Annotated in this window: 22 protein-coding genes and 2 tRNA genes; 12 read left to right on the top strand and 12 right to left on the bottom strand. The window is 66.7% G+C overall.

Annotated elements, in window-relative coordinates:
- Positions 1 to 40: 40 nt before the first annotated feature.
- From DR843_RS10350 to DR843_RS10340, 3 genes are all read left to right on the top strand, one after another.
- Positions 41 to 112 (top strand) — tRNA-Gln (locus tag DR843_RS10350).
- 78 nt (positions 113 to 190) lie between these two features.
- A tRNA-Glu gene (locus DR843_RS10345) sits at positions 191 to 263 on the top strand.
- Positions 264 to 374: 111 nt separating this feature from the next.
- Positions 375 to 794: a PPOX class F420-dependent oxidoreductase gene (locus DR843_RS10340; RefSeq protein ID WP_109688829.1), complete on the top strand. Its 420-nt coding sequence runs from the start codon at positions 375 to 377 to the stop codon at positions 792 to 794.
- Here the strand turns inward: DR843_RS10340 and DR843_RS10335 are convergent.
- The 5 genes from DR843_RS10335 to DR843_RS10315 all read right to left on the bottom strand — a co-directional run bounded on the left by DR843_RS10335 (position 791) and on the right by DR843_RS10315 (position 3,648).
- Entirely contained in the window at positions 791 to 1,576 is a 786-nt protein-coding gene (locus DR843_RS10335) for a formate/nitrite transporter family protein (RefSeq protein WP_211310219.1), read from the bottom strand. The genes DR843_RS10340 and DR843_RS10335 overlap by 4 nt on opposite strands.
- Positions 1,573 to 1,980 (bottom strand): TIGR03667 family PPOX class F420-dependent oxidoreductase, encoded by a 408-nt coding sequence (locus tag DR843_RS10330; RefSeq protein ID WP_109685584.1) that lies wholly within the window; start codon positions 1,978 to 1,980, stop codon positions 1,573 to 1,575. The genes DR843_RS10335 and DR843_RS10330 overlap by 4 nt, the downstream gene beginning before the upstream one ends.
- Positions 1,981 to 2,043: 63 nt before the next feature.
- On the bottom strand, positions 2,044 to 2,415 hold the full coding sequence (gene crcB, locus DR843_RS10325; protein WP_109685582.1) for a fluoride efflux transporter CrcB: 372 nt from the start codon (positions 2,413 to 2,415) through the stop codon (positions 2,044 to 2,046).
- Positions 2,412 to 2,885 (bottom strand): fluoride efflux transporter FluC, encoded by a 474-nt coding sequence (locus tag DR843_RS10320; RefSeq protein ID WP_172461492.1) that lies wholly within the window; start codon positions 2,883 to 2,885, stop codon positions 2,412 to 2,414. Before DR843_RS10320 ends, crcB begins: the two co-directional genes overlap by 4 nt.
- Positions 2,886 to 2,895: 10 nt before the next feature.
- The gene (locus tag DR843_RS10315) at positions 2,896 to 3,648 is read right to left on the bottom strand and encodes an IclR family transcriptional regulator (RefSeq protein ID WP_109685580.1); all 753 of its coding nucleotides are present in this window, start codon (positions 3,646 to 3,648) and stop codon (positions 2,896 to 2,898) included.
- 97 nt (positions 3,649 to 3,745) lie between these two features.
- Here DR843_RS10315 and leuC point away from each other — a divergent pair, with 97 nt between their 5' ends.
- From leuC to DR843_RS10300, 3 genes are all read left to right on the top strand, one after another.
- Positions 3,746 to 5,185: a 3-isopropylmalate dehydratase large subunit gene (gene leuC / locus DR843_RS10310; RefSeq protein ID WP_109685577.1), complete on the top strand. Its 1,440-nt coding sequence runs from the start codon at positions 3,746 to 3,748 to the stop codon at positions 5,183 to 5,185.
- Positions 5,186 to 5,199: 14 nt separating this feature from the next.
- On the top strand, positions 5,200 to 5,796 hold the full coding sequence (leuD, locus tag DR843_RS10305; RefSeq protein WP_109685576.1) for a 3-isopropylmalate dehydratase small subunit: 597 nt from the start codon (positions 5,200 to 5,202) through the stop codon (positions 5,794 to 5,796).
- Between the two features lie 280 nt (positions 5,797 to 6,076).
- Positions 6,077 to 6,703 (top strand): HU family DNA-binding protein, encoded by a 627-nt coding sequence (locus DR843_RS10300; protein WP_109685574.1) that lies wholly within the window; start codon positions 6,077 to 6,079, stop codon positions 6,701 to 6,703.
- Positions 6,704 to 6,766: 63 nt separating this feature from the next.
- Here DR843_RS10300 and DR843_RS10295 read toward each other — a convergent pair whose 3' ends face one another.
- On the bottom strand, positions 6,767 to 6,979 hold the full coding sequence (locus DR843_RS10295; RefSeq protein ID WP_109685571.1) for a hypothetical protein: 213 nt from the start codon (positions 6,977 to 6,979) through the stop codon (positions 6,767 to 6,769).
- Positions 6,979 to 7,632 carry a 2-phospho-L-lactate guanylyltransferase gene (gene cofC, locus DR843_RS10290; protein ID WP_170119831.1) on the bottom strand — a complete coding sequence of 218 codons (654 nt, stop codon included), beginning with the start codon at positions 7,630 to 7,632 and terminating at the stop codon, positions 6,979 to 6,981. The genes DR843_RS10295 and cofC overlap by 1 nt, the downstream gene beginning before the upstream one ends.
- Before the next feature lie 60 nt (positions 7,633 to 7,692).
- Between cofC and DR843_RS10285 the strand changes: the two genes are divergently transcribed.
- Complete coding sequence (locus tag DR843_RS10285) at positions 7,693 to 8,691, top strand: NAD(P)H-dependent glycerol-3-phosphate dehydrogenase (RefSeq protein WP_109685567.1); 999 nt, start codon at positions 7,693 to 7,695, stop codon at positions 8,689 to 8,691.
- Positions 8,692 to 8,697: 6 nt separating this feature from the next.
- Here the strand turns inward: DR843_RS10285 and DR843_RS10280 are convergent, their stop codons facing one another.
- The gene (locus DR843_RS10280; RefSeq protein ID WP_109685565.1) at positions 8,698 to 9,759 is read right to left on the bottom strand and encodes a trans-sulfuration enzyme family protein; all 1,062 of its coding nucleotides are present in this window, start codon (positions 9,757 to 9,759) and stop codon (positions 8,698 to 8,700) included.
- Between the two features lie 42 nt (positions 9,760 to 9,801).
- Between DR843_RS10280 and DR843_RS10275 the strand changes: the two genes are divergently transcribed.
- Entirely contained in the window at positions 9,802 to 10,917 is a 1,116-nt protein-coding gene (locus DR843_RS10275) for a D-alanine--D-alanine ligase family protein (RefSeq protein WP_109685563.1), read from the top strand.
- A 6-nt stretch (positions 10,918 to 10,923) separates the two neighbouring features.
- Here the strand turns inward: DR843_RS10275 and DR843_RS10270 are convergent, their stop codons facing one another.
- Complete coding sequence (locus DR843_RS10270) at positions 10,924 to 11,403, bottom strand: DUF3515 family protein (protein ID WP_245934083.1); 480 nt, start codon at positions 11,401 to 11,403, stop codon at positions 10,924 to 10,926.
- The gene (locus DR843_RS10265) at positions 11,385 to 11,612 is read right to left on the bottom strand and encodes an Lrp/AsnC family transcriptional regulator (protein ID WP_109685561.1); all 228 of its coding nucleotides are present in this window, start codon (positions 11,610 to 11,612) and stop codon (positions 11,385 to 11,387) included. The genes DR843_RS10270 and DR843_RS10265 overlap by 19 nt, the downstream gene beginning before the upstream one ends.
- Before the next feature lie 65 nt (positions 11,613 to 11,677).
- Between DR843_RS10265 and thiL the strand changes: the two genes are divergently transcribed.
- Genes thiL through DR843_RS10250 form a run of 3 tightly spaced genes read left to right on the top strand, consistent with a single transcriptional unit; the run spans position 11,678 to position 14,687 of the window.
- A complete protein-coding gene (gene thiL, locus DR843_RS10260; RefSeq protein ID WP_109685559.1) occupies positions 11,678 to 12,652 on the top strand; it encodes a thiamine-phosphate kinase in 975 nt (324 codons plus the stop codon).
- 42 nt (positions 12,653 to 12,694) lie between these two features.
- Positions 12,695 to 14,386, top strand: coding sequence for a sodium:solute symporter family protein (locus DR843_RS10255; protein WP_245934082.1), 1,692 nt, complete (start codon positions 12,695 to 12,697; stop codon positions 14,384 to 14,386).
- 13 nt (positions 14,387 to 14,399) lie between these two features.
- A complete protein-coding gene (locus DR843_RS10250; protein WP_109685555.1) occupies positions 14,400 to 14,687 on the top strand; it encodes a hypothetical protein in 288 nt (95 codons plus the stop codon).
- A 192-nt stretch (positions 14,688 to 14,879) separates the two neighbouring features.
- On the opposite strand, the gene DR843_RS10245 is transcribed toward DR843_RS10250, so the two are convergent.
- Positions 14,880 to 15,674: a class I SAM-dependent methyltransferase gene (locus DR843_RS10245; RefSeq protein ID WP_109685553.1), complete on the bottom strand. Its 795-nt coding sequence runs from the start codon at positions 15,672 to 15,674 to the stop codon at positions 14,880 to 14,882.
- Between the two features lie 156 nt (positions 15,675 to 15,830).
- Here DR843_RS10245 and DR843_RS10240 point away from each other — a divergent pair, with 156 nt between their 5' ends.
- Entirely contained in the window at positions 15,831 to 17,495 is a 1,665-nt protein-coding gene (locus DR843_RS10240) for an HNH endonuclease signature motif containing protein (RefSeq protein ID WP_170119829.1), read from the top strand.
- 61 nt (positions 17,496 to 17,556) lie between these two features.
- On the opposite strand, the gene rpmB is transcribed toward DR843_RS10240, so the two are convergent.
- Positions 17,557 to 17,751 carry a 50S ribosomal protein L28 gene (gene rpmB, locus DR843_RS10235; RefSeq protein WP_109685549.1) on the bottom strand — a complete coding sequence of 65 codons (195 nt, stop codon included), beginning with the start codon at positions 17,749 to 17,751 and terminating at the stop codon, positions 17,557 to 17,559.
- Positions 17,752 to 17,874: the final 123 nt, after the last annotated feature.

The following is a 17,874-nucleotide window of genomic DNA, read 5'->3' as shown; positions in this document are numbered from 1 at the left end:
CTCGGTTCACCCCACTCCCAGAGCGGCGGTGATACCCCCATGGGGTATGGTGTAATTGGCAGCACGACTGATTCTGGTTCAGTTAGTCTAGGTTCGAGTCCTGGTACCCCAGCGCTGATCGCGCTCGTCCCACCGGACCAGTCGATTCGCCGGAAAGCCTGCCCCACAGGTAAGGTCTTCGGCAAGCCACGGCCCCGTTGTGTAGTGGCCTAGCACGCCGCCCTCTCAAGGCGGTAGCGCGGGTTCGAATCCCGTCGGGGCTACACCTGAGAAGGCCCTCTCGTCAGATGTCACATCTGGTGAGAGGGCCTTTTGTGTGTTCGGGAACAGCTCAGAGCGGCCACGATGTTGCAGTCGGTATGGGCTATCACCAGATGACCGATGACGAGGCGATGGCCTGGTTGGCGCAAGGGCGTGCGCGACCGGGCGTCCTGGCGACTACCCGTGCCGACGGGCGGCCGCACGCGGCTCCCATCTGGTACGACGTGCAGGATGGCGCGATCTACTTCAACACCGGGTCTGACACGGTGAAGGGGCGCAACCTGCGGCGCACAGGCCAGGCGGTGCTCACCGTCCAGGACGATGTCGCACCGTTCTCGTTCGTCACCGTGACCGGGAGCGTGGAGTTGATCGACGACCTGGAGCAGGTACGCCGATGGGCGGCTCGCATCGGCGGGCGCTGCATGGGTGCCGACCGGGCGCAGGAGTACGGCGATCGCAACGGGGTGCCCGGTGAGTTGCTCGTGCGTCTGACGCCGGAGCACATCGTGGCCGCGAAGGATGTCGCGAACTAGTTCTCGCTTCGCTCCTGCTCAACGCGCGGCGCGGCCCGGACCAGTCGGAGCGCCGTCACCAGGCCGATACCGCCCACCAGGTTGCCCAGGGCGGCCCAGGCCACGGCACCACCCCATTGACCCGGTGAGATGTCGCTGCCGGAGAAGACAGCGCCCAGCATCAGAATTCCGTCCAGGACGCAGTGGAAGAGTTGCGCGCCGACCAGGAGGGCTCCGAACAGTATCGCCGGCACCAGTTGGACGCCGACGCTCTCGGTGGCGTGCTGCATGCGGGTCATCAGCGTGATCACCACCCCCGCCAGGACGGCCAGCAAGAAGGTCCGCAGCGAAATACTTAGCTGCGCGTAGTGCTCCCCGGTCTCGCGTGCGATTGGCTTCAGATCCGGGCGGGCCGTGACGATGATCCAGATGATCAAGGCGCCGCCCGCCAGGTTGGTGACCAGGGTGACCACCCACAGACGGATCAACTGCCACCAGGAATCACGTTGTGCGGCAACGGCGGTCACCGGGACCAGGAAGTTCTCCGTGAACAACTCACTGCGGGCGAGAAGGAGCGCGACTAAGCCGATCGAGAAGGCCAGCGAGGCCAACAGCTTGTTGTCGGTCTCGTGCAGGACCACGAAGTAGGCCAGGACGCCCACCCCGACGTCGATACCCCCGAGAACACCCGTCGGGATCAACGAGCGCATCGGCCGCTCAAGGCGCTCCTGACCCTCATCGACCAGGCGGTCGAAGGCCTCGTCGATCTCCGGTTCCGGCCGTTGCTGCGCCTCGGCTGTCACCAGGAGCGCAGTTTCACCGGCGTGATGCGCAACAACTGGGAGTACTCCGCCTGGAACTTCTCCGGTGTTGAACCAAGGCTCGCGATTCCGTCGGCGTACTTGCGCAGATAGTCGGTCAACTCCTGCTCCGTTGCGCCCCCGGGATCAACCTGGGCCCGGGCCTTGAGCGTGACGACGTCACCCCCGGACGGAGATGAGTTGAGGTTCAACGCAACTCGTGGGTTGGCGGCAATGTGCCGCATCTTGCCGGTGTCGGGTTGGCTGAACACCAGGAAGTGCTCGTTCTGCCAGAGGAACCACACCGGTGTCGACACTGGTCCGCCGTCGGCGTCGACCGTGGTCAACCAGACAATCTGTTCGTCGGCGAGCCGCTGGGCTATCGGCTCGGGGATGTCGATGCTCATGGCAGCCACCCTCCTCCGAGCGCGAGCCCAAGACAATGTCCCTACTAGCGTGAGGTGCCCGACTCAGCGGCCGATTTCCAGACCCGCCCACGCGGCCAGCAGGGCGAGCACCAGGATGCCGAAGCCGTTGAGCAACGCCAGTCCGTACCGACGATCCTGGGCCAGTCGCACGGTCTCGAAACTCGCCGTACTGAACGTGGTGTAGCCGCCCATCGCCCCGGTGCCCAGCACCAGAACCCAGTTGTGTCCCAGGGCCATTCGCAGTCCGAGCCCGGTCAGCAGGCCGAGGATGAACGAGCCGCTCACGTTGATCACGCCGGTGCCGATCGGGAACGGCGACGACCAGCGGGAGCGGATGGCACCGTCGAGAACGAACCGCAAGACCGCGCCGACACCGCCGGCGACGATGAGGGCGATGAAGGTCCCCGGACTCATCGCACGCGCCTGCGCCCGAGGGCGGCGCCCAGGAGGATGCCCGCGGTGGTCGACAGTTCGCCAAGGATCACCGTCGCCAAGGCGTAGCTCCCACCCGCTGCGTGTTGGCCGCTCTGCAGGAGTTGCACGGCGCCCACCGCGAACGTGCTGTACGTCGTGTAGCCGCCGAGGAATCCGGTTCCCAGCAGCAGGCGGGCGGTACGCCGAGGGCCCTCGTCGCTGCCGAGCCGCACCAGCAGTTCGAGCAGGAACCCGAGCGCGAACGCGCCGGTGATGTTGATCAGGAAGATCGTCACCGGAAACCCGCCGTGGCCGGGGAAGGCCACGCTCAGTCCCTCACGGGCCGCCGTGCCCGCCACCCCGCCGACAAAGACCAGCGCAACGTACGGCGCTCGCAGATGGAGCGGGCGCCTGACCTGACCGCCACCGGAGTCGACGGCCGGATAGACCGGCTGGTCGTCGTACGTCACGGGTTGTCGCTCAAGCCGACTCGCTGCGCCGGGTCTGGATGCTCGCGTTCGCCGAGCGGGCGAGGACCTCGGTCAGCTTGTTGGCACCAGCGACGACGGTCGCGGCGTGCAGTCGGCCGGGCTGGCGTGAGACGCGCTCGATCGGACCGGAGATCGAGACGGCGGCAATCACGCGGCCACTGGGGGAGCGCACCGGCGCTGAGACCGACGCAACGCCGGCCTCCCGCTCGCCGACGCTCTGCGCCCAACCGCGGCGGCGCACCCCGGACAGCATGGTCGCGGTGAATTTGGCGCCGTGCAGGCCGCGGTGCAACCGGTCCGGCTCCTCCCAAGCGAGCAGCACCTGCGCAGCGGACCCCGCCTGCATCGACAGGGTCGCACCGACCGGGATCGAGTCGCGCAGACCCATCGGCCGGTCGGCGGCGGCCACGCAGATGCGTTGGTCGCCCTGACGGCGGAAGAGCTGGGCGCTTTCGTTGGTGTGATCCCGCAACGCGCCGAGCACCGGACCAGCAGCGGCCAGCAGCCGGTCCTCGCCCGCGGCGGAGGCGAGTTCGCCCAGTCGCGGTCCCAGGACAAACCGACCCTGCAGATCGCGGGCCACGAGGCGGTGGTGCTCCAGTGCGACCGCCAGTCGATGGGCGGTCGGGCGCGCCAAGCCGGTGTGCGCAACCAGCTGGGCCAACGTTGATGGCCCGGCCTCAAGAGCAGAGAGCACGATGGCGGCCTTGTCCAGAACGCCGACGCCGCTAGAATTGTCCATGCCTTGATATTGCCGTCTCATTGGGCGAGACGCAACTTCATCGGCGGAATGTGCGAGAGAACCTCGTCACAACAGTATTCCCGACGGGAGAGAAATTATGGGACGCACCCTGGCGGAGAAGGTCTGGGACGAGCACGTCGTACGACGCGCAGAGGGTGAGCCGGACCTGCTCTACATCGACCTACATCTCCTGCACGAGGTCACCAGCCCGCAGGCCTTCGACGGGCTGCGCCTGGCCGGACGCGGCGTTCGTCGCCTGGACCTGACGGTGGCGACCGAGGACCACAACGTCCCGACGACGCCCGGTCCGATCGTCGACCCGGTGAGCCTGACCCAGGTGCAAACCCTGCGCACGAACTGCGAGGAGTTCGGGGTCCGACTGTTCCCGATGGGGGACAAGGAGCAGGGCATCGTGCACATCATCGGCCCCCAGTTGGGACTGACCCAGCCGGGTATGACGATCGTCTGCGGCGACAGCCACACCTCCACCCACGGCGCCTTCGGTGCGTTGGCCTTCGGGATCGGCACCAGCGAGGTCGAGCACGTCCTGGCCACCCAGACGCTCCCGCTCAAGCCGTTCCGCACCATGGCGATCAACGTCGAGGGCACGCTGCCCGACGGGGTCACCGCCAAGGACATCATCCTGGCCGTGATCGCCAAGATCGGCACCGGAGGCGGTCAGGGCTACGTCCTGGAGTACCGCGGCTCGGCGATCCGGGACCTGTCGATGGAAGCGCGGATGACCATCTGCAACATGTCGATCGAGGCAGGTGCCCGCGCCGGAATGATCGCGCCGGACGACACCACCTTCGAATACCTCAAGGGTCGCCAGTACGCACCGAGCGGTGCTGATTGGGACGCCGCGGTCGCTGCGTGGCGCGATCTGGCCACCGATGACGACGCGGTGTTCGACACCGAGGTCGACCTGGTTGCCGACGACCTGACGCCGTTCGTCACCTGGGGCACCAACCCCGGCCAGGGCCTGCCGTTGGGCGAGTCCGTCCCGTACCCGGACGAGTTCGGCGACGAGAACGCACGTACGGCGGCCGAGCGGGCCATCGAGTACATGGGCCTGACGCCCGGGACTCCGTTGCGGGACATCGCCGTCGACACCGTCTTCCTCGGCTCGTGCACCAACGGCCGCATCGAAGACCTGCGTGCGGCCGCCGAGGTGATCAAGGGCCACAAGGTCGCCGACGGCGTGCGGATGCTGGTGGTCCCCGGCTCGGCCCGGGTCCGGTTGCAAGCCGAGGCCGAGGGTCTCGATGAAGTGTTCAAGGAAGCCGGCGCCGAGTGGCGACTGGCGGGGTGCTCGATGTGTCTGGGGATGAACCCCGATCAGTTGACCCCGGGTGAGCGCAGCGCCTCCACCTCGAACCGCAACTTCGAGGGCCGTCAGGGCAAGGGTGGTCGCACCCACCTGGTCAGCCCGTTGGTTGCGGCCGCGACGGCGATCCGCGGACGTCTGTCGGCGCCATCGGATCTGACTGCCGACCAACCGGATCCGGTTCGTCCGGTCCCGGCCGGCGCCCGCTGAGATAGGAGATCGACATGGAAGCTTTCACCACGCACACCGGTGTCGGAGTTCCGCTGCGACGCAGCAACGTCGACACCGACCAGATCATCCCGGCGGTCTACCTCAAGCGGGTGACCCGGACCGGTTTCGAGGACGGCCTGTTCGCGGCCTGGCGGGGCGATGACCAGTTCGTGCTGAACCAGCCTGCCTTCCGGGACGGTTCGGTGCTGGTTGCCGGTCCCGACTTCGGCACCGGCTCCTCCCGGGAGCACGCGGTGTGGGCGTTGATGGACTACGGCTTCCGGGTCGTGTTGTCCTCCCGCTTCGCCGACATCTTCCGGGGCAACTCCGGCAAGGCCGGACTGCTCACCGGGCAGATGCGCCAGGAAGACATCGAGTTGCTGTGGAAGCTGCTCGACAACGAACCGGGTCTGCAGGTGACGGTCGATCTGCGCGAACGCACCGTGACCGCAGGTGAGTATGTCTTCGCTTTCGAGGTCGATGACTACATCCGGTGGCGCCTTTTGGAGGGTTTGGACGACATCAGCCTCACCCTGCGGCACGAGGACGAAATCTCCTCGTTCGAAGCCTCTCGACCGTCCTGGAAGCCGGCGGTCGAACCGGTCTCCTGATTCGAGCGGGCCCCGAATGTGCTTGTGCTGAAAAGAGATTCGACTTAAAAGCGGCGATTCACAGGACACGATGAGTTGCCGGTGGACCGCTTTGGAGATAGTCCGCCGGAGCGGGAGTAGCCCGCCAAAGATGTTGTGCGACAGTCAGATTCCTGGCGCGTCGGGTTGCAGTCGTGCCATTTTCCGGAATACCGTCGGGGTGTCAGAGCCGACCTCGGCCTGGCGAAGTTGTCACCGGATCGGCGAGGTGCCGCATCCACAGAATTAAAGGGGCATCATCGTGAACAAGGCTGAACTCGTCGACGCGCTGGAATCGCGCCTCGGCAGCAAGAAGGCTGCCAGCGACGCCGTCGAAGCCGTTTTCGACGTCATCGTGCGAGAGGTCGCAAAGGGTACGAAGGTCGGGATCACCGGATTCGGCACCTTCGAGAAGGCCGCTCGGGCCGCTCGTACCGGTCGTAACCCGAAGACCGGTCAGGCGGTTCGGATCCGCAAGACGACCGTGCCGAAGTTCAAGCCGGGCACCTCGTTCAAGACCGTTGTCGCGGACCCCCGCAAGCTGCCCAAGACCGGCAACGCCAGCGGTCGGCAGAGCACCACCGCCGCTGCCCCGGCCAAGACGGCTGCGAAGAAGACCACCGCGGCGAAGAAGGCGACGCCGGCCAAGACGACTGCGGCCAAGAAGACCACCGCAGCGAAGAAGGCCACGCCGGCCAAGACGACTGCGGCCAAGAAGACCACCGCGGCCAAGAAGGCCACGCCGGCCAAGACGACTGCGGCCAAGAAGACCACAGCAGCCAAGAAGGCCACGCCGGCCAAGACGACTGCGGCCAAGAAGGCCACCGCGGCCAAGAAGGCCACGCCCGCGAAGAAGACCACGGCGAAGAAGACCACCGCCAAGCGCTGATCGCTCACCACCACGCAACGGCCCGGATACCTCAGGTATCTGGGCCGTTGCGTGCTTCCGGACTCAACGGATGGTCTGCCCGGGGCCGACGCCGCCCAGCCACAGCCGGCTGACGCCGTCGGGCCCGACCTCGATGTTGAGGCGCTGACCTACCCGCAGTAGGCGCAGCGACGATGCCTGGAACACTTCCGCGCTGAAGGGCAGCAGCCGACCGTTATCGGTCAGGACCGATCCGTGGCCGTTGCGGTCGTCGTACTCGTGCACCGTTGCTTGCATCAGGCCAGCTGCTCCGTTTCGAGGTCGGTGTCCTGCAGGAGGGCCGCGGTGTGGCGGCCCAGCCCGAGCGCCACCACCTGTCGCAGCGAGTCCAGATCATCGACATCCATACGCAACCGGGGTAGTTCAAGATCGAGCCGTCGTGCGGTCTGCCCGTGCCGCAACGCAGAACCATGTCCGAAGCGCGGCGCCAGGCGGCTGGCCTCCTGGTGGGTGAGCAGGACCGTCCCCTGACCGGACCAGTCGGGTACGACGGCTGCTTCGGTGGCCGCGCACGCCGCCAGCGCTGAGCGCAAGTCGCCAGGGGTCAGCGCCGGAAGGTCACCGAGCAGGATCCCGATCGGTGCGGTGGGGTTGCGATCGAGCGCTGCCCCGATGCCGGCTTCGATGGCGGGATTGAGCCCGCGGCCCGGATCGTCGACGACGTGTACTTCACGGGTCCGCAACTGCGCGCAGATCTGATCGTCGGAGGTTACGACGATCAGGTGGTCCGCAGAGATGACATCGGTGATCGCGCTCAGGGTGTCGAGGGCGAAGGCGAGCGCCAAATCGCTGCGTGAGATCCCGCGCGGCGGCACCAGGCGTGATTTGGCGGCGTGCCGGGACTTCACGGGCACGACAAGTTGCCAGGTTGAGAGGAGCTGCGCTCGCACAGGCATGATGGTGTCATGCACGGGCCGACGCCGTAGCATCCACCCCGTGGAAGGACACCGATGACCAAGGCCGCCGTAATGGGCAGTGGAAGTTGGGGCACCGCCTTCGCCGCGATCATGGCGGACGCGGGGACGCAAGTCTCGTTGTGGTGCCGGCGCTTCGAAGTTGCCGAAGAGATCGCGGCGACTCGCCGCAACAGCGCGTATCTGCCGGACCTGGTGCTGCCGGACCTGGTTGATGCGACCAACGACGCCCAGGAGGCGCTGGCGGGTGCGGAGATCGTCGTCGTGGCGATCCCGGCGCAGGAAGTGCGAACCGCGCTTGCCGCCTGGCTGCCGTTCCTCGAGGAGGGCGCACTGCTGGTTTCCCTGATGAAGGGCATCGAGCAGGACACGGGTTTGCGGATGTCCCAGGTGATCGGCCAGGTTGCCGGTGTCGAGGACGCCCGCCTGGTGGTCATCTCCGGACCCAACCTCGCCAAGGAGATCGCCGCCCGGCAACCGGCGGCCGCTGTGGTCGCCTCGACCAGCCCGCGGGCCCGGGCGCGGGTCGCGGAGGCCTGCGCCGCACCGTACTTCCGCCCCTATCTGGGTGCGGACGTCATCGGAATCGAGATCGCTGGGGCCACCAAGAACGTCATCGGTATCGCGGTGGGCATGGCGGCGGGGATGGGCATGGGCGAGAACACGGTCGCCAGCCTGCTGACCCGCGGCCTGGCCGAAACCGTCCGGCTCGGAGTGGCATTGGGTGCCGATTCGCAGACGTTCCTCGGGCTCGCCGGAGTCGGTGACCTGGTTGCGACGTGCACCAGCCCGCTCTCGCGCAACCGCAGCTTCGGTTTCGAGCTGGGCCGCGGTCGGTCGGTGCAGGACGTCCTGGCGACCAGTCATTCCACCGTCGAAGGCGTCAAATCGTGTCGGTCGATTCTGCAGTTGGCGCGCGAGGCGGACGTGGACGCACCGATCGTCGAGAACATCGTCTCGGTGCTCTACGAGGACCGTGATCCGCGAGAAGTGCTGGGCGCGTTCATGAGTCGCACCCGCAAGCACGAGATCTGAGCAGGCTCACAGCGCCTGCACCAGGTCGGCCCACAGGTCCTCGACGTGCTCGATGCCGACCGCCAGTCGCACCAGGTCCTCCGGGACGGTGTCGACCTCCAGCGGGTGCCGACGACGACGCTCCAGCAGGGACTCGACGCCGCCCAGGCTCGTGGCGTTGGTCCACACGCTGACCCCGTTCTCGAGGGCCAACGCCGCCGGCAGCCCTCCGGTGAGTTCGATCGACAGCATCGCGCCGACGCCCGGGTAGCGCACCCGGCTGACCGCAGGGTGCTCGCCCAACCGCTGCGCCAGGATCGCCGCGCTGTGCGCGCTGCGTTTCATCCGCACGGCCATGGTCCGCATCCCGCGTAGCGCCAACCAGGTCTCCATCGGCCCCGGGATCGCGCCGTGCAACGTACGCCGGGTCAGGAGTTTCGCGTGCAGGTCCGGGTTGGCGGTGACCACAGCGCCCATCACCACGTCAGAATGCCCGGCGAGGAACTTGGTCACCGAGTGGACGACCACGTCGGCGCCCATCGCCAAGGGTTGTTGAAGGATCGGGGTCATGAACGTGTTGTCGCAGACGGTCACGACGTTCGCGGTGCGCGCGGCGGCACACAATGCCGGCAGGTCGGCGATCTCCATCATCGGGTTGCTGGGGGACTCCAACCACAGCAGGTCCGCGCCGGGGAGGGCGTCAAGCACGGCTTGCGTGTCATCGATCGGCACCCGCACGACCTTGCTGCGACCTTCGGCCGCCAGTTCCTCCAACAGCCCGCCGGTGGCGTTGTAGACGTGCCGACCGGCCACGATGGTGCCGCCGGGCGGGCAGAGTGCCATGGCCGCTGCGATGGCGCCCATCCCGCTGCTGAACGCCAGGGCACGGCCTGCCTCGAGGCGGCCGAGGACGTCCTCGAACGCGGTCCACGTCGGGTTTCCCCCGCGGGCGTAGTTCGGATCAGCGCCCGCGACGTAGGTCGAGGTGAAGGTGACCGGCGGGCTGAGCGGAGCCCCCGGAACCTTGTCCGGCCGTCCACCAGCAACGAGAACGGTTTCGGGTCGTAGATCGTCGGGATGCTGTGGCATGCCGCCAGGATCCCAGACGCTGCACCGGTTACGCTCGGCGCGATGAATGCAAAGCGCACCGTAGCGATCATTTTCGGCGGCCGGTCCTCGGAGCACGCGGTGTCCTGCTCGACCGCGGCCAGTGTGCTGCGGGCCATCGACCGGGACCGGTACGACGTCGTACCCATCGGCATAACGCCGCAGGGGCAGTGGGTGCGGATGGCTGATGATCCGGCGCCGCTGGTGCTGACAACATCGCAGGTTCCGCAAGTGGACGGTCGCGAGCAGGTGCTGCTGCCGATTGCCCCGGACGGTGACGCGCGCGCGGAAGTGGTCGTCCGCGACGCCGGCGGACTGCCGGCTGAACTGGCCCGCGTGGACGTGGTGTTCCCGTTGTTGCACGGGCCGTTTGGCGAGGACGGCACCGTGCAGGGGATGTTGGAACTCATCGATGTGCGCTACGTCGGTTCCGGCGTTGCCGCCTCCGCGGTGATGATGGACAAGGCATTGATGAAGGTGGTTTTCGCCGCCGCCGGCCTTCCGGTGGGGCCCTACGTCGTGATCACCGACAAGGAGTGGCGCCGGGACCCGGAGGCGAGTCTGGACGCCGTATCGGCCCTGGACTACCCGGTCTTCGTCAAACCGGCCCGAGCCGGCTCCAGCCAGGGTGTGGTCAAGGTGGATGCGCCGCAGGACCTGCGTGCCGCGATCGAGATAGCTCGCCAGCATGACCCGAAAGTGCTTGTGGAGCAAGGGATCGTCGGCCGGGAGGTGGAGTGCGGCGTACTGGAGGGGCACGGCGCGGACCCGGCTCGGGCTTCGCAGATCGGTGAGATCGAGGTCGTCGGTGGCCAGCACGAGTTCTACGACTTCGAGGCCAAGTACCTCGGCGACGATGCCCGGCTGATCTGTCCGGCGGACCTGCCTGCGGGCATCACGCAACAGTTGCGGGAGTTGTCGGTCAAGGCGTTCGACGCGGCGGGTTGCGAAGGTCTGGCCCGCGTCGACTGGTTCTTCACCCCGCACGGTGATCTCTATCTGAACGAGATCAACACCCTTCCCGGCTTCACGCCCACCTCGATGTACCCGCGGGTCTGGCAGGAGTCCGGCATCGACTACACGGCGCTGATCACCGAACTGATCGAGTTGGCGGCACAGCGCAACACCGGTTTGCGCTGAGCCCGTTCAGCTGCAGCGGTGCGAGTTCTGCGGGACCTGCGCTGCCGCCTCGTCGAAGGCGGACAGCACCAGCGGTTCGGGGGAGTACGACGAGGGCACCAGCACCTCGATCGCCGGCACCCGACCGTAGGTGACGAAGCGTTTGCCGTCGGACAGTGAACTCATCACCCAGTCGATGTTGTCCGCCTCGATGCAATCGGTCGATGGACCGGGCGCGGCGACTCCGCACCGCGCGATGATCGCCGGATCACCCCACGCCGCAACCGTTTTTGCGACATCGGCCGAGGACTGATCGCCGCTGACGTCGATGCGCACCCGGTCCTTACCACCGACCGTGGTCGGCCAGTGGGCGGACACGGAGGCACACAACGGATCTGCGGCGTTGTCCGCCGGGCTCGCGCTGGGTGTGTCCGAACCGCATCCGGCCAGCAGCACCGACGCGGCCAGCGCAGGAGCCAGGCGTCGGATCAGCGCACGACGCTGCACGTCAGCGTCCGGGTGATCCCCGGCACCTGCTGGATCTGCGTGATGACCTCGGCGCCGAGCATTTCGACCGAGGCCGCCTCGACCTTGGCTATGAGGTCGTAGGGCCCGATGACTTCCTCGGCTGTCAGCACGCCGGGCAGGGCACGAAGCGCCGCGGTCACCGAGGTCGCCTTCCCCACATCGGTCTGGATCAGGATGTAGGCCTGCATAGGCTGAACGCTACTCTGCCCAGTGGTTCTTGCTGCCGCCGGCGTCGTACATCGGGAGAGGACACATGGCCCTAGATGAGGCTGTTCTGAGGGGTCACAGCGAGGCCCAGATCTTGTCGGTGATCAACGCCGGCCTCGCCCTCGGTGGTGCTCGGTCGACTGATGTCCTGGTCGGTCCGGGCGACGACACGGCCTGGTTGCGGGTGCGCTCGGGCGCGGCCCTGGTGACGACGGACGCCATGGTGCTCGGCCGCGATTGGCGGGACGACTGGTCCGCGCCGGACCACGTCGGACGAAAGTGCGTGGCGCAGAACGCCGCTGACATCGAAGCCATGGGCGGGACCACCACCGCATTGGTGGTCACGCTCGTCGCTGATCCCGCGACACCGTTGGCGTGGGTCCGGGAGCTTGCGGTGGGGCTGGGCCGCGAAGCCGCACGTGCCGGTGCGGTGATCGTCGGTGGCGACTTGTCCTCGGCCGGACCCGGTGTGTGTGTCATCAGTGCGACGGCCCTTGGCGAACTTCCCGACGGCGCCCGACCGGTGCTGCGCTGTGGGGCGCGTCCGGGTGACGTACTGGCCGTGTCCGGACCGTTGGGTCGAGCGGCGGCGGGATTGCTACTGCTGCAGGAGGATCGGGCTGCTGACGGCCCGGAACTGGTGGGTTACCAACAAAGCCCGCACCCGGCGTACGGCGATGGGCGGCGCGCGCTCGAGGCGGGGGCGAGCGCGATGCTGGACGTGAGCGACGGTCTGCTGCTCGACGCGGGACGGATCGCACAGGCCAGTGGGGTGCGGATCGACGTACACACCGCTGCGTTGGCGCCCGATATCGCAGCGCTGGGCGCGGTTGGTGACCGCGGCACCGACTGCGTGCTGCGCGGGGGAGAGGAGCACGTCCTGTTGGCTACGTTCGCTCCAGGCGACGAGCCGACCGGGTGGCGGGTGATCGGTGCGGTGGCCGACGGGACCGGGGTTGCCGTGGACGGTCGTGACACGCAGGGCGGTGGCTGGGAACACTTCACGGTCCAACAGGAGTAGTTTCTGAATGTTGGATTGAGCTGCAATGCAAAGGGGCTGAGCGTGATAGCGGATGCATCGTCTTCACTGCAACTGGATGCAGGGTTCATCGACTACCTGCTGATCGCGCTGTATTTCGTGTTCGTCCTGGGCATCGGTCTGATGGCTCGAAGGCAGGTCTCCAGTTCCATCGACTTCTTCCTGTCGGGCCGTTCGCTGCCCGCCTGGATCACCGGTCTGGCGTTCATCTCCGCCAACCTCGGTGCCGTCGAGATCATGGGTATGTCGGCGAACGGTGCGCAGATCGGCATGCCGACGATGCACTACTACTGGATCGGCGCGGTCCCGGCGATGCTGTTCCTCGCCGTGGTGATGATGCCGTTCTATTACGGCTCCGGCGTGCGCAGTGTGCCGGAGTTCATGCACCGCCGGTTCGGTTCGACCGCGCACCTGGTCAACGCGATCAGTTTCGCTGTCGCACAGGTGCTGATCGCCGGCGTCAACCTGTTCCTGCTGGCGACCATCGTGCACACGCTGCTCGGGTGGGACCTGACGGTGTCCACGATCGTCGCGGCGGCCATCGTGCTGGCCTACATCACCCTCGGTGGGCTTTCGGCGGCGATCTACAACGAGGTGCTGCAGTTCTTCGTGATCGTCGCGGCCCTGCTGCCGCTGACGTTGATCGCGCTGCACAAGGTTGGCGGCTGGTCAGGTCTGACCGACAAGATGGCGGCCGCGGGCACGAAGGGCGAACTCGCTTCGTGGCCGGGGCAATCGCTTACCGGCTTCACCAGTGCCTTCTGGTCGGTGATCGGCATCGTCTTCGGTCTGGGCTTCGTGTTGTCCTTCGGTTACTGGACGACGAACTTCGTCGAGGTCCAGCGGGCGATGGCCAGCAAGGACATGAACTCGGCACGGATGGCCCCGGTCATCGGGTCGTTCCCGAAGATGTTCATCCCGTTCATCATCATCATCCCGGGCATCATCGCCGGGGTGCTCGTGCCGGAGCTCTCCGGGCTGAAGGCGGGAAAGGATACCGGCGGTTCCTACAACGACGCGCTGCTGTACTTGATGCGCGACCTGCTGCCGAACGGCCTTCTTGGAGTGGCGATTGCGGGCATGTTGGCGGCGTTCATGGCGGGTATGGCTGCGAACATCTCGGCCTTCAACACGGTGTGGTCCTACGACATCTGGCAGACCTACATCAAGAAGGACCGGCCGGATGGTTACTACCTGAAGGTCGGCCGGTGGGCGACGGTGGCGGCAACGGCGATCGCCATCCTCACCTCGCTGTTCGCGCGAAACTACAGCAACGTCATGGACTATCTGCAGACGTTGTTCGGCTTCTTCAACGCACCGCTGTTCGCGACGTTCATCCTCGGTATGTTCTGGAAACGGATGACTCCGACCGCCGGTTGGGTTGGTCTGGTCTCCGGAACGGCTGCGGCCATCATTGTGGCGATTCTGTCCAAGGATGCGCTCGGGCCGCTCTCGACCGGAGTGCTGAACCTTTCCGGTCAGGGTGCGAGCTTCGTGGCTGCCGGTGCTGCCTTCGTCGTCGACATCCTGGTCAGCATCGTGGTCACGATGTTTACCCAGCCCAAACCGGAGTCCGAGTTGCGTGGACTGGTCTACAGCCTGACGCCGAAGGAGGACTTCGGTGATCAATCCGTGGCGCACTGGTGGCAGTCGCCGACCAAGATGGCCGGCATCTCCCTGGTCCTGGTCATCATTTTGAACATCATCTTCCGCTGAGAGGTTTGCGATCATGAGTGACAGCGACACCGACGCCCCGGCAACCACCGGCCGGAAGACATCTGCTGGTCTGTTCGACGTCCGCAACATCATCGGCGCTCTGCTGACGATCTACGGTGTCGTCCTGGCGGGGATGGGGCTTTTCAACTACACCGCGGAGGACAAATCCAAGACCGGTGGATTCAACATCAATCTGTGGTCCGGTCTGATCGTCCTGGTCTGCGGGTTGTTGATGATCGCGTGGGCGGTGACCCGGCCGATCCTGGTGCCGGTTGAAGAGGGCACGAAGGAAGACGCGTAGCGGAGGTTGTGGGCGAGCGTAGCGAGCACGCGGCCGTAGTGCAGCGGCGCCCGGGAGTGCCCCAGAAGGTAGGGCACGAAGGAAGACGCGTAGCGGAGGTTGTGGGCGAGCGTAGCGAGCACGCGGCCGTAGTGCAGCGGCGCCCGGGAGTGCCGCAGAAGGTAGGGCACGAAGGAAGACGCGTAGCGGAGGTTACGGGGCTGCGATCAGTTCGCCGCTGGGCACCATGAACCATCCGTCCGGGTCGGCTGCCCACTCGCGCCAGCCGTCGGCGATCCGTTCCAAGTCACTCTGGCTGGCCCAGCCGAGACTCGTCGCCTGATCCGCGATCGCCGAGCCGGTGATGCGGTCGGCCCACAGGCCACCCCACCACCGCCGGTCGGTGGGCGTCGCGTACGTCCAGTTGCTCGAAGTGACCTGCAGGATCTGCAGATCGGCAGCCCGCGCCCACGACAGCAGGCGGCGGCCGGCATCGGGTTCGGCGCCGTTGTGGCGGGCGATGCGGCGGTAGAGATCCAGCCACTCATCCAGGGCCGGGATGCGCGGCCACCAGGTGAACGCCGCGTAGTCCGCGTCCCGTACGGCGATCACCCCACCGGGTCGGGTGACGCGACCCATCTCGCGTAGCGCACCCACCGGATCGGGCAGATGCTGCAGAACCTGGTGGGCGTGGGTCACGTCGTACGTGCGGCTGGGCAGGTCCAGGGCGTGGACGTCACCGACAACGTACGTCGCGTCGACGCCTTGGCCGTCCAATTCGGCCTTGGTCAGGGCGATGGCTTCGTCGTTGGCCTCCAGCGCCGTCACCGGCCCGGGCGCGACGATGCGTGCGAGGTCGGCGGTGATGGTGCCCGGTCCGGAGCCGATGTCGAGCAGCGACTGGCCCTGGTGCAGCCGGGGCAGCAGGTAGCCCGCGGAGTTTCCGGCAGTGCGGGAGCGGTGGGAGCGCAACACGCTCTCGGCGTGGCCGTGGGTGTAGGTCGCCATGTCACCCAGTCCAGCACTTAGTCTCGCAATATGGATGGACTGCTCATATTTTGGGACGAGCGGTTCAACGTCACGCCGGTCGCCACGTCGCAGGGACGACAAGATTTGGGTTGTGTATATCTGTTTTCGGGGTTCGTACATCAGTACAATCGGGGTATGACGTTGACCGCCACAACTCCCACCCCGGTGACCTTGTCACCGGTGGGCCCGGACGCGTCGGTGGCGGAGCTTCTGCGGGCGGCGGCGGGGTTGTTGCAGGCCGCGTACGCCCGGGTCTCGGGTGATTATGCGGGGTTGTCCGAAGAGGACTTGATGGGCGACATTGTCGCGGCACAGCACGTGCAGAACAGTGCGTGGGCGATCCAGTCGCACCGGTTGACGCAGGCGGCGGCGATCGAGCACCGCGATGACCCGAACCCCATCCAGGGTGCGTATCCGTTGCTGATTCACCGGGTGATCCGCCACGACCCGGGCTCGTTCGTGGATGAATGGTTCGCTCTGGAAACCGGGACCCGGTTGGGCTGGTCGGATCGGCACAGCAACACCCGCCTCGGTGAAGCGTTGGACACGGTTCAGCGGTGTCCGCGGTTGGTGGACCGGGTCGGGTCCGGGACCTTGGACCCGGGTAAAGCCTGCGCCATCGCGCAGGTCAGCACCGAAGCCCCCGCCCACGTCGCCCGCCAGATCGAAGACACGATCCTGGCCGACGACCCCGAAGGGATGACGGCGGTGCGGTTGCGGGCGAAAGCGCGCCGGTTACGGGCCCGGCTGGACCCGGTCGGTGCTGACCGGGCCGCCCAGGCACGGCGCCGCTCACAGGTGGGGGTGTGGGTGTCCCCGCATCACGAACCCGGCCTATCCCAGCTGACCGCGGTCCTACCCACCCTGGAAGCCGCCAAGGTGATGGCGGCGGTCGATGACCTGGCCCGGGAACTGCACCAGGTCACCACCACGAACAAAACCCTGCCGGAGTGCCGGGTCGATGCCCTGACCGACCTGGTCCTGTCCGGGGTCGGGGTAGACACCCAGTTGACGTTCACCATCCCCATCACCACCGCCGAACCAGACACACCGTCAGAGAACTTGTCGTTGGAGGAACCGGACTGGGATGACCTGGTCGACGGGTTCGACGAAGCGTCACTGGACTACGAGTGGCACGAACCCGGCCTGACCCCGATCAACGGGTTGGATCAACTCGACCAGGAACTACGCGCCCTGATCGCCGAAGAACTCGAAGACCTCAACCGCGCAGACCTCAACGCCGAAGCACGCGCACGCAGCCAGTCGGTCGGTCAGGACCCGCCAGATACTGGACCGCCCGATGAGGTCCCGATCAACGGGGTCTGGGCCGAGTCGAGTGCAGTGAAGCCAGTAGTCACCGCTGGTGGGATCGGTGTTGCTGGTGGGATCGAGGATGTGTTGCTGCCCCGGGTCGGGGTCATCCCCGCCGCCGTGATCATCGAGTTGGCGCAAGTGTTGGGGGTGAAGCTGACCCGGGCGTTGACTGACGCGACCACCGGCACCGTGGTCGAAACCGCGGACCCGTCGTACCGTCCCGGTGCCCGCCTGGCCCGATTCGTCAAAACCCGCGACCAGCACTGCCGGTTCCCCGGCTGCACCCGACCCGCCACCCTGTCCGACATCGACCACGTCATCCGCTACCCCGACGGCGACACCGCCGCGCACAACCTGCAATGCCTATGCCGACACCACCACCGCGCCAAACACGAAGGCGGCTGGCACGTCACCATGACGCCCGAAGGCATCTGCACCTGGACCAGCCCCGCCGGCCACACCTACGTGACGAACCCCGGCGATTAGCCTGACCAACGAGAACGGCCGGCCCCATGAGGGAGCCGGCCGTTCGTCGTACGGGAAGAGGTCAGCGAGTGACCTTGCCCGCCTTGATGCACGAGGTGCACACGTTCAGTCGCTTCGGCGTCGCGCCATTCTCACCCACACGGGCGCGGATGCGCTGGATGTTGGGGTTCCAACGGCGCTTGGTGCGGCGGTGCGAGTGCGAGATGGAGTGACCGAAGCCCGGACCCTTGCCGCAGACGTCGCAAGTGGCAGCCACAGTTATCTCCTACGAATAGTTTGGTCGGTGTGCGGGATGATCCCGCGGAAGTCGCAACCAACATGGTGGCGAGCAACCCTGAAATGGTAGCCGAGGCGATGCCGGAGGACCAAAACGAGTCCG

The organism is Branchiibius hedensis, assembly GCF_900108585.1.
In the GTDB taxonomy this organism is placed as follows: domain Bacteria; phylum Actinomycetota; class Actinomycetes; order Actinomycetales; family Dermatophilaceae; genus Branchiibius; species Branchiibius hedensis.
Note: the sequence above shows the minus strand (reverse complement) of the source record. Positions and strands in the feature narration are given on the sequence as shown.

Coding starts and splice junctions, on each gene's coding strand:
- DR843_RS10340 (WP_109688829.1), top strand. CDS start 375: ATGACCGATGACGAGGCGATGGCCTGGTTGGCGCAAGGGCGTGCGCGA.
- DR843_RS10330 (WP_109685584.1), bottom strand. CDS start 1,980: ATGAGCATCGACATCCCCGAGCCGATAGCCCAGCGGCTCGCCGACGAA.
- crcB (WP_109685582.1), bottom strand. CDS start 2,415: ATGAGTCCGGGGACCTTCATCGCCCTCATCGTCGCCGGCGGTGTCGGC.
- DR843_RS10315 (WP_109685580.1), bottom strand. CDS start 3,648: ATGGACAATTCTAGCGGCGTCGGCGTTCTGGACAAGGCCGCCATCGTG.
- leuC (WP_109685577.1), top strand. CDS start 3,746: ATGGGACGCACCCTGGCGGAGAAGGTCTGGGACGAGCACGTCGTACGA.
- leuD (WP_109685576.1), top strand. CDS start 5,200: ATGGAAGCTTTCACCACGCACACCGGTGTCGGAGTTCCGCTGCGACGC.
- DR843_RS10295 (WP_109685571.1), bottom strand. CDS start 6,979: ATGCAAGCAACGGTGCACGAGTACGACGACCGCAACGGCCACGGATCG.
- DR843_RS10285 (WP_109685567.1), top strand. CDS start 7,693: ATGACCAAGGCCGCCGTAATGGGCAGTGGAAGTTGGGGCACCGCCTTC.
- DR843_RS10280 (WP_109685565.1), bottom strand. CDS start 9,759: ATGCCACAGCATCCCGACGATCTACGACCCGAAACCGTTCTCGTTGCT.
- DR843_RS10275 (WP_109685563.1), top strand. CDS start 9,802: ATGAATGCAAAGCGCACCGTAGCGATCATTTTCGGCGGCCGGTCCTCG.
- DR843_RS10265 (WP_109685561.1), bottom strand. CDS start 11,612: ATGCAGGCCTACATCCTGATCCAGACCGATGTGGGGAAGGCGACCTCG.
- thiL (WP_109685559.1), top strand. CDS start 11,678: ATGGCCCTAGATGAGGCTGTTCTGAGGGGTCACAGCGAGGCCCAGATC.
- DR843_RS10250 (WP_109685555.1), top strand. CDS start 14,400: ATGAGTGACAGCGACACCGACGCCCCGGCAACCACCGGCCGGAAGACA.
- DR843_RS10245 (WP_109685553.1), bottom strand. CDS start 15,674: ATGGCGACCTACACCCACGGCCACGCCGAGAGCGTGTTGCGCTCCCAC.
- DR843_RS10240 (WP_170119829.1), top strand. CDS start 15,831: ATGACGTTGACCGCCACAACTCCCACCCCGGTGACCTTGTCACCGGTG.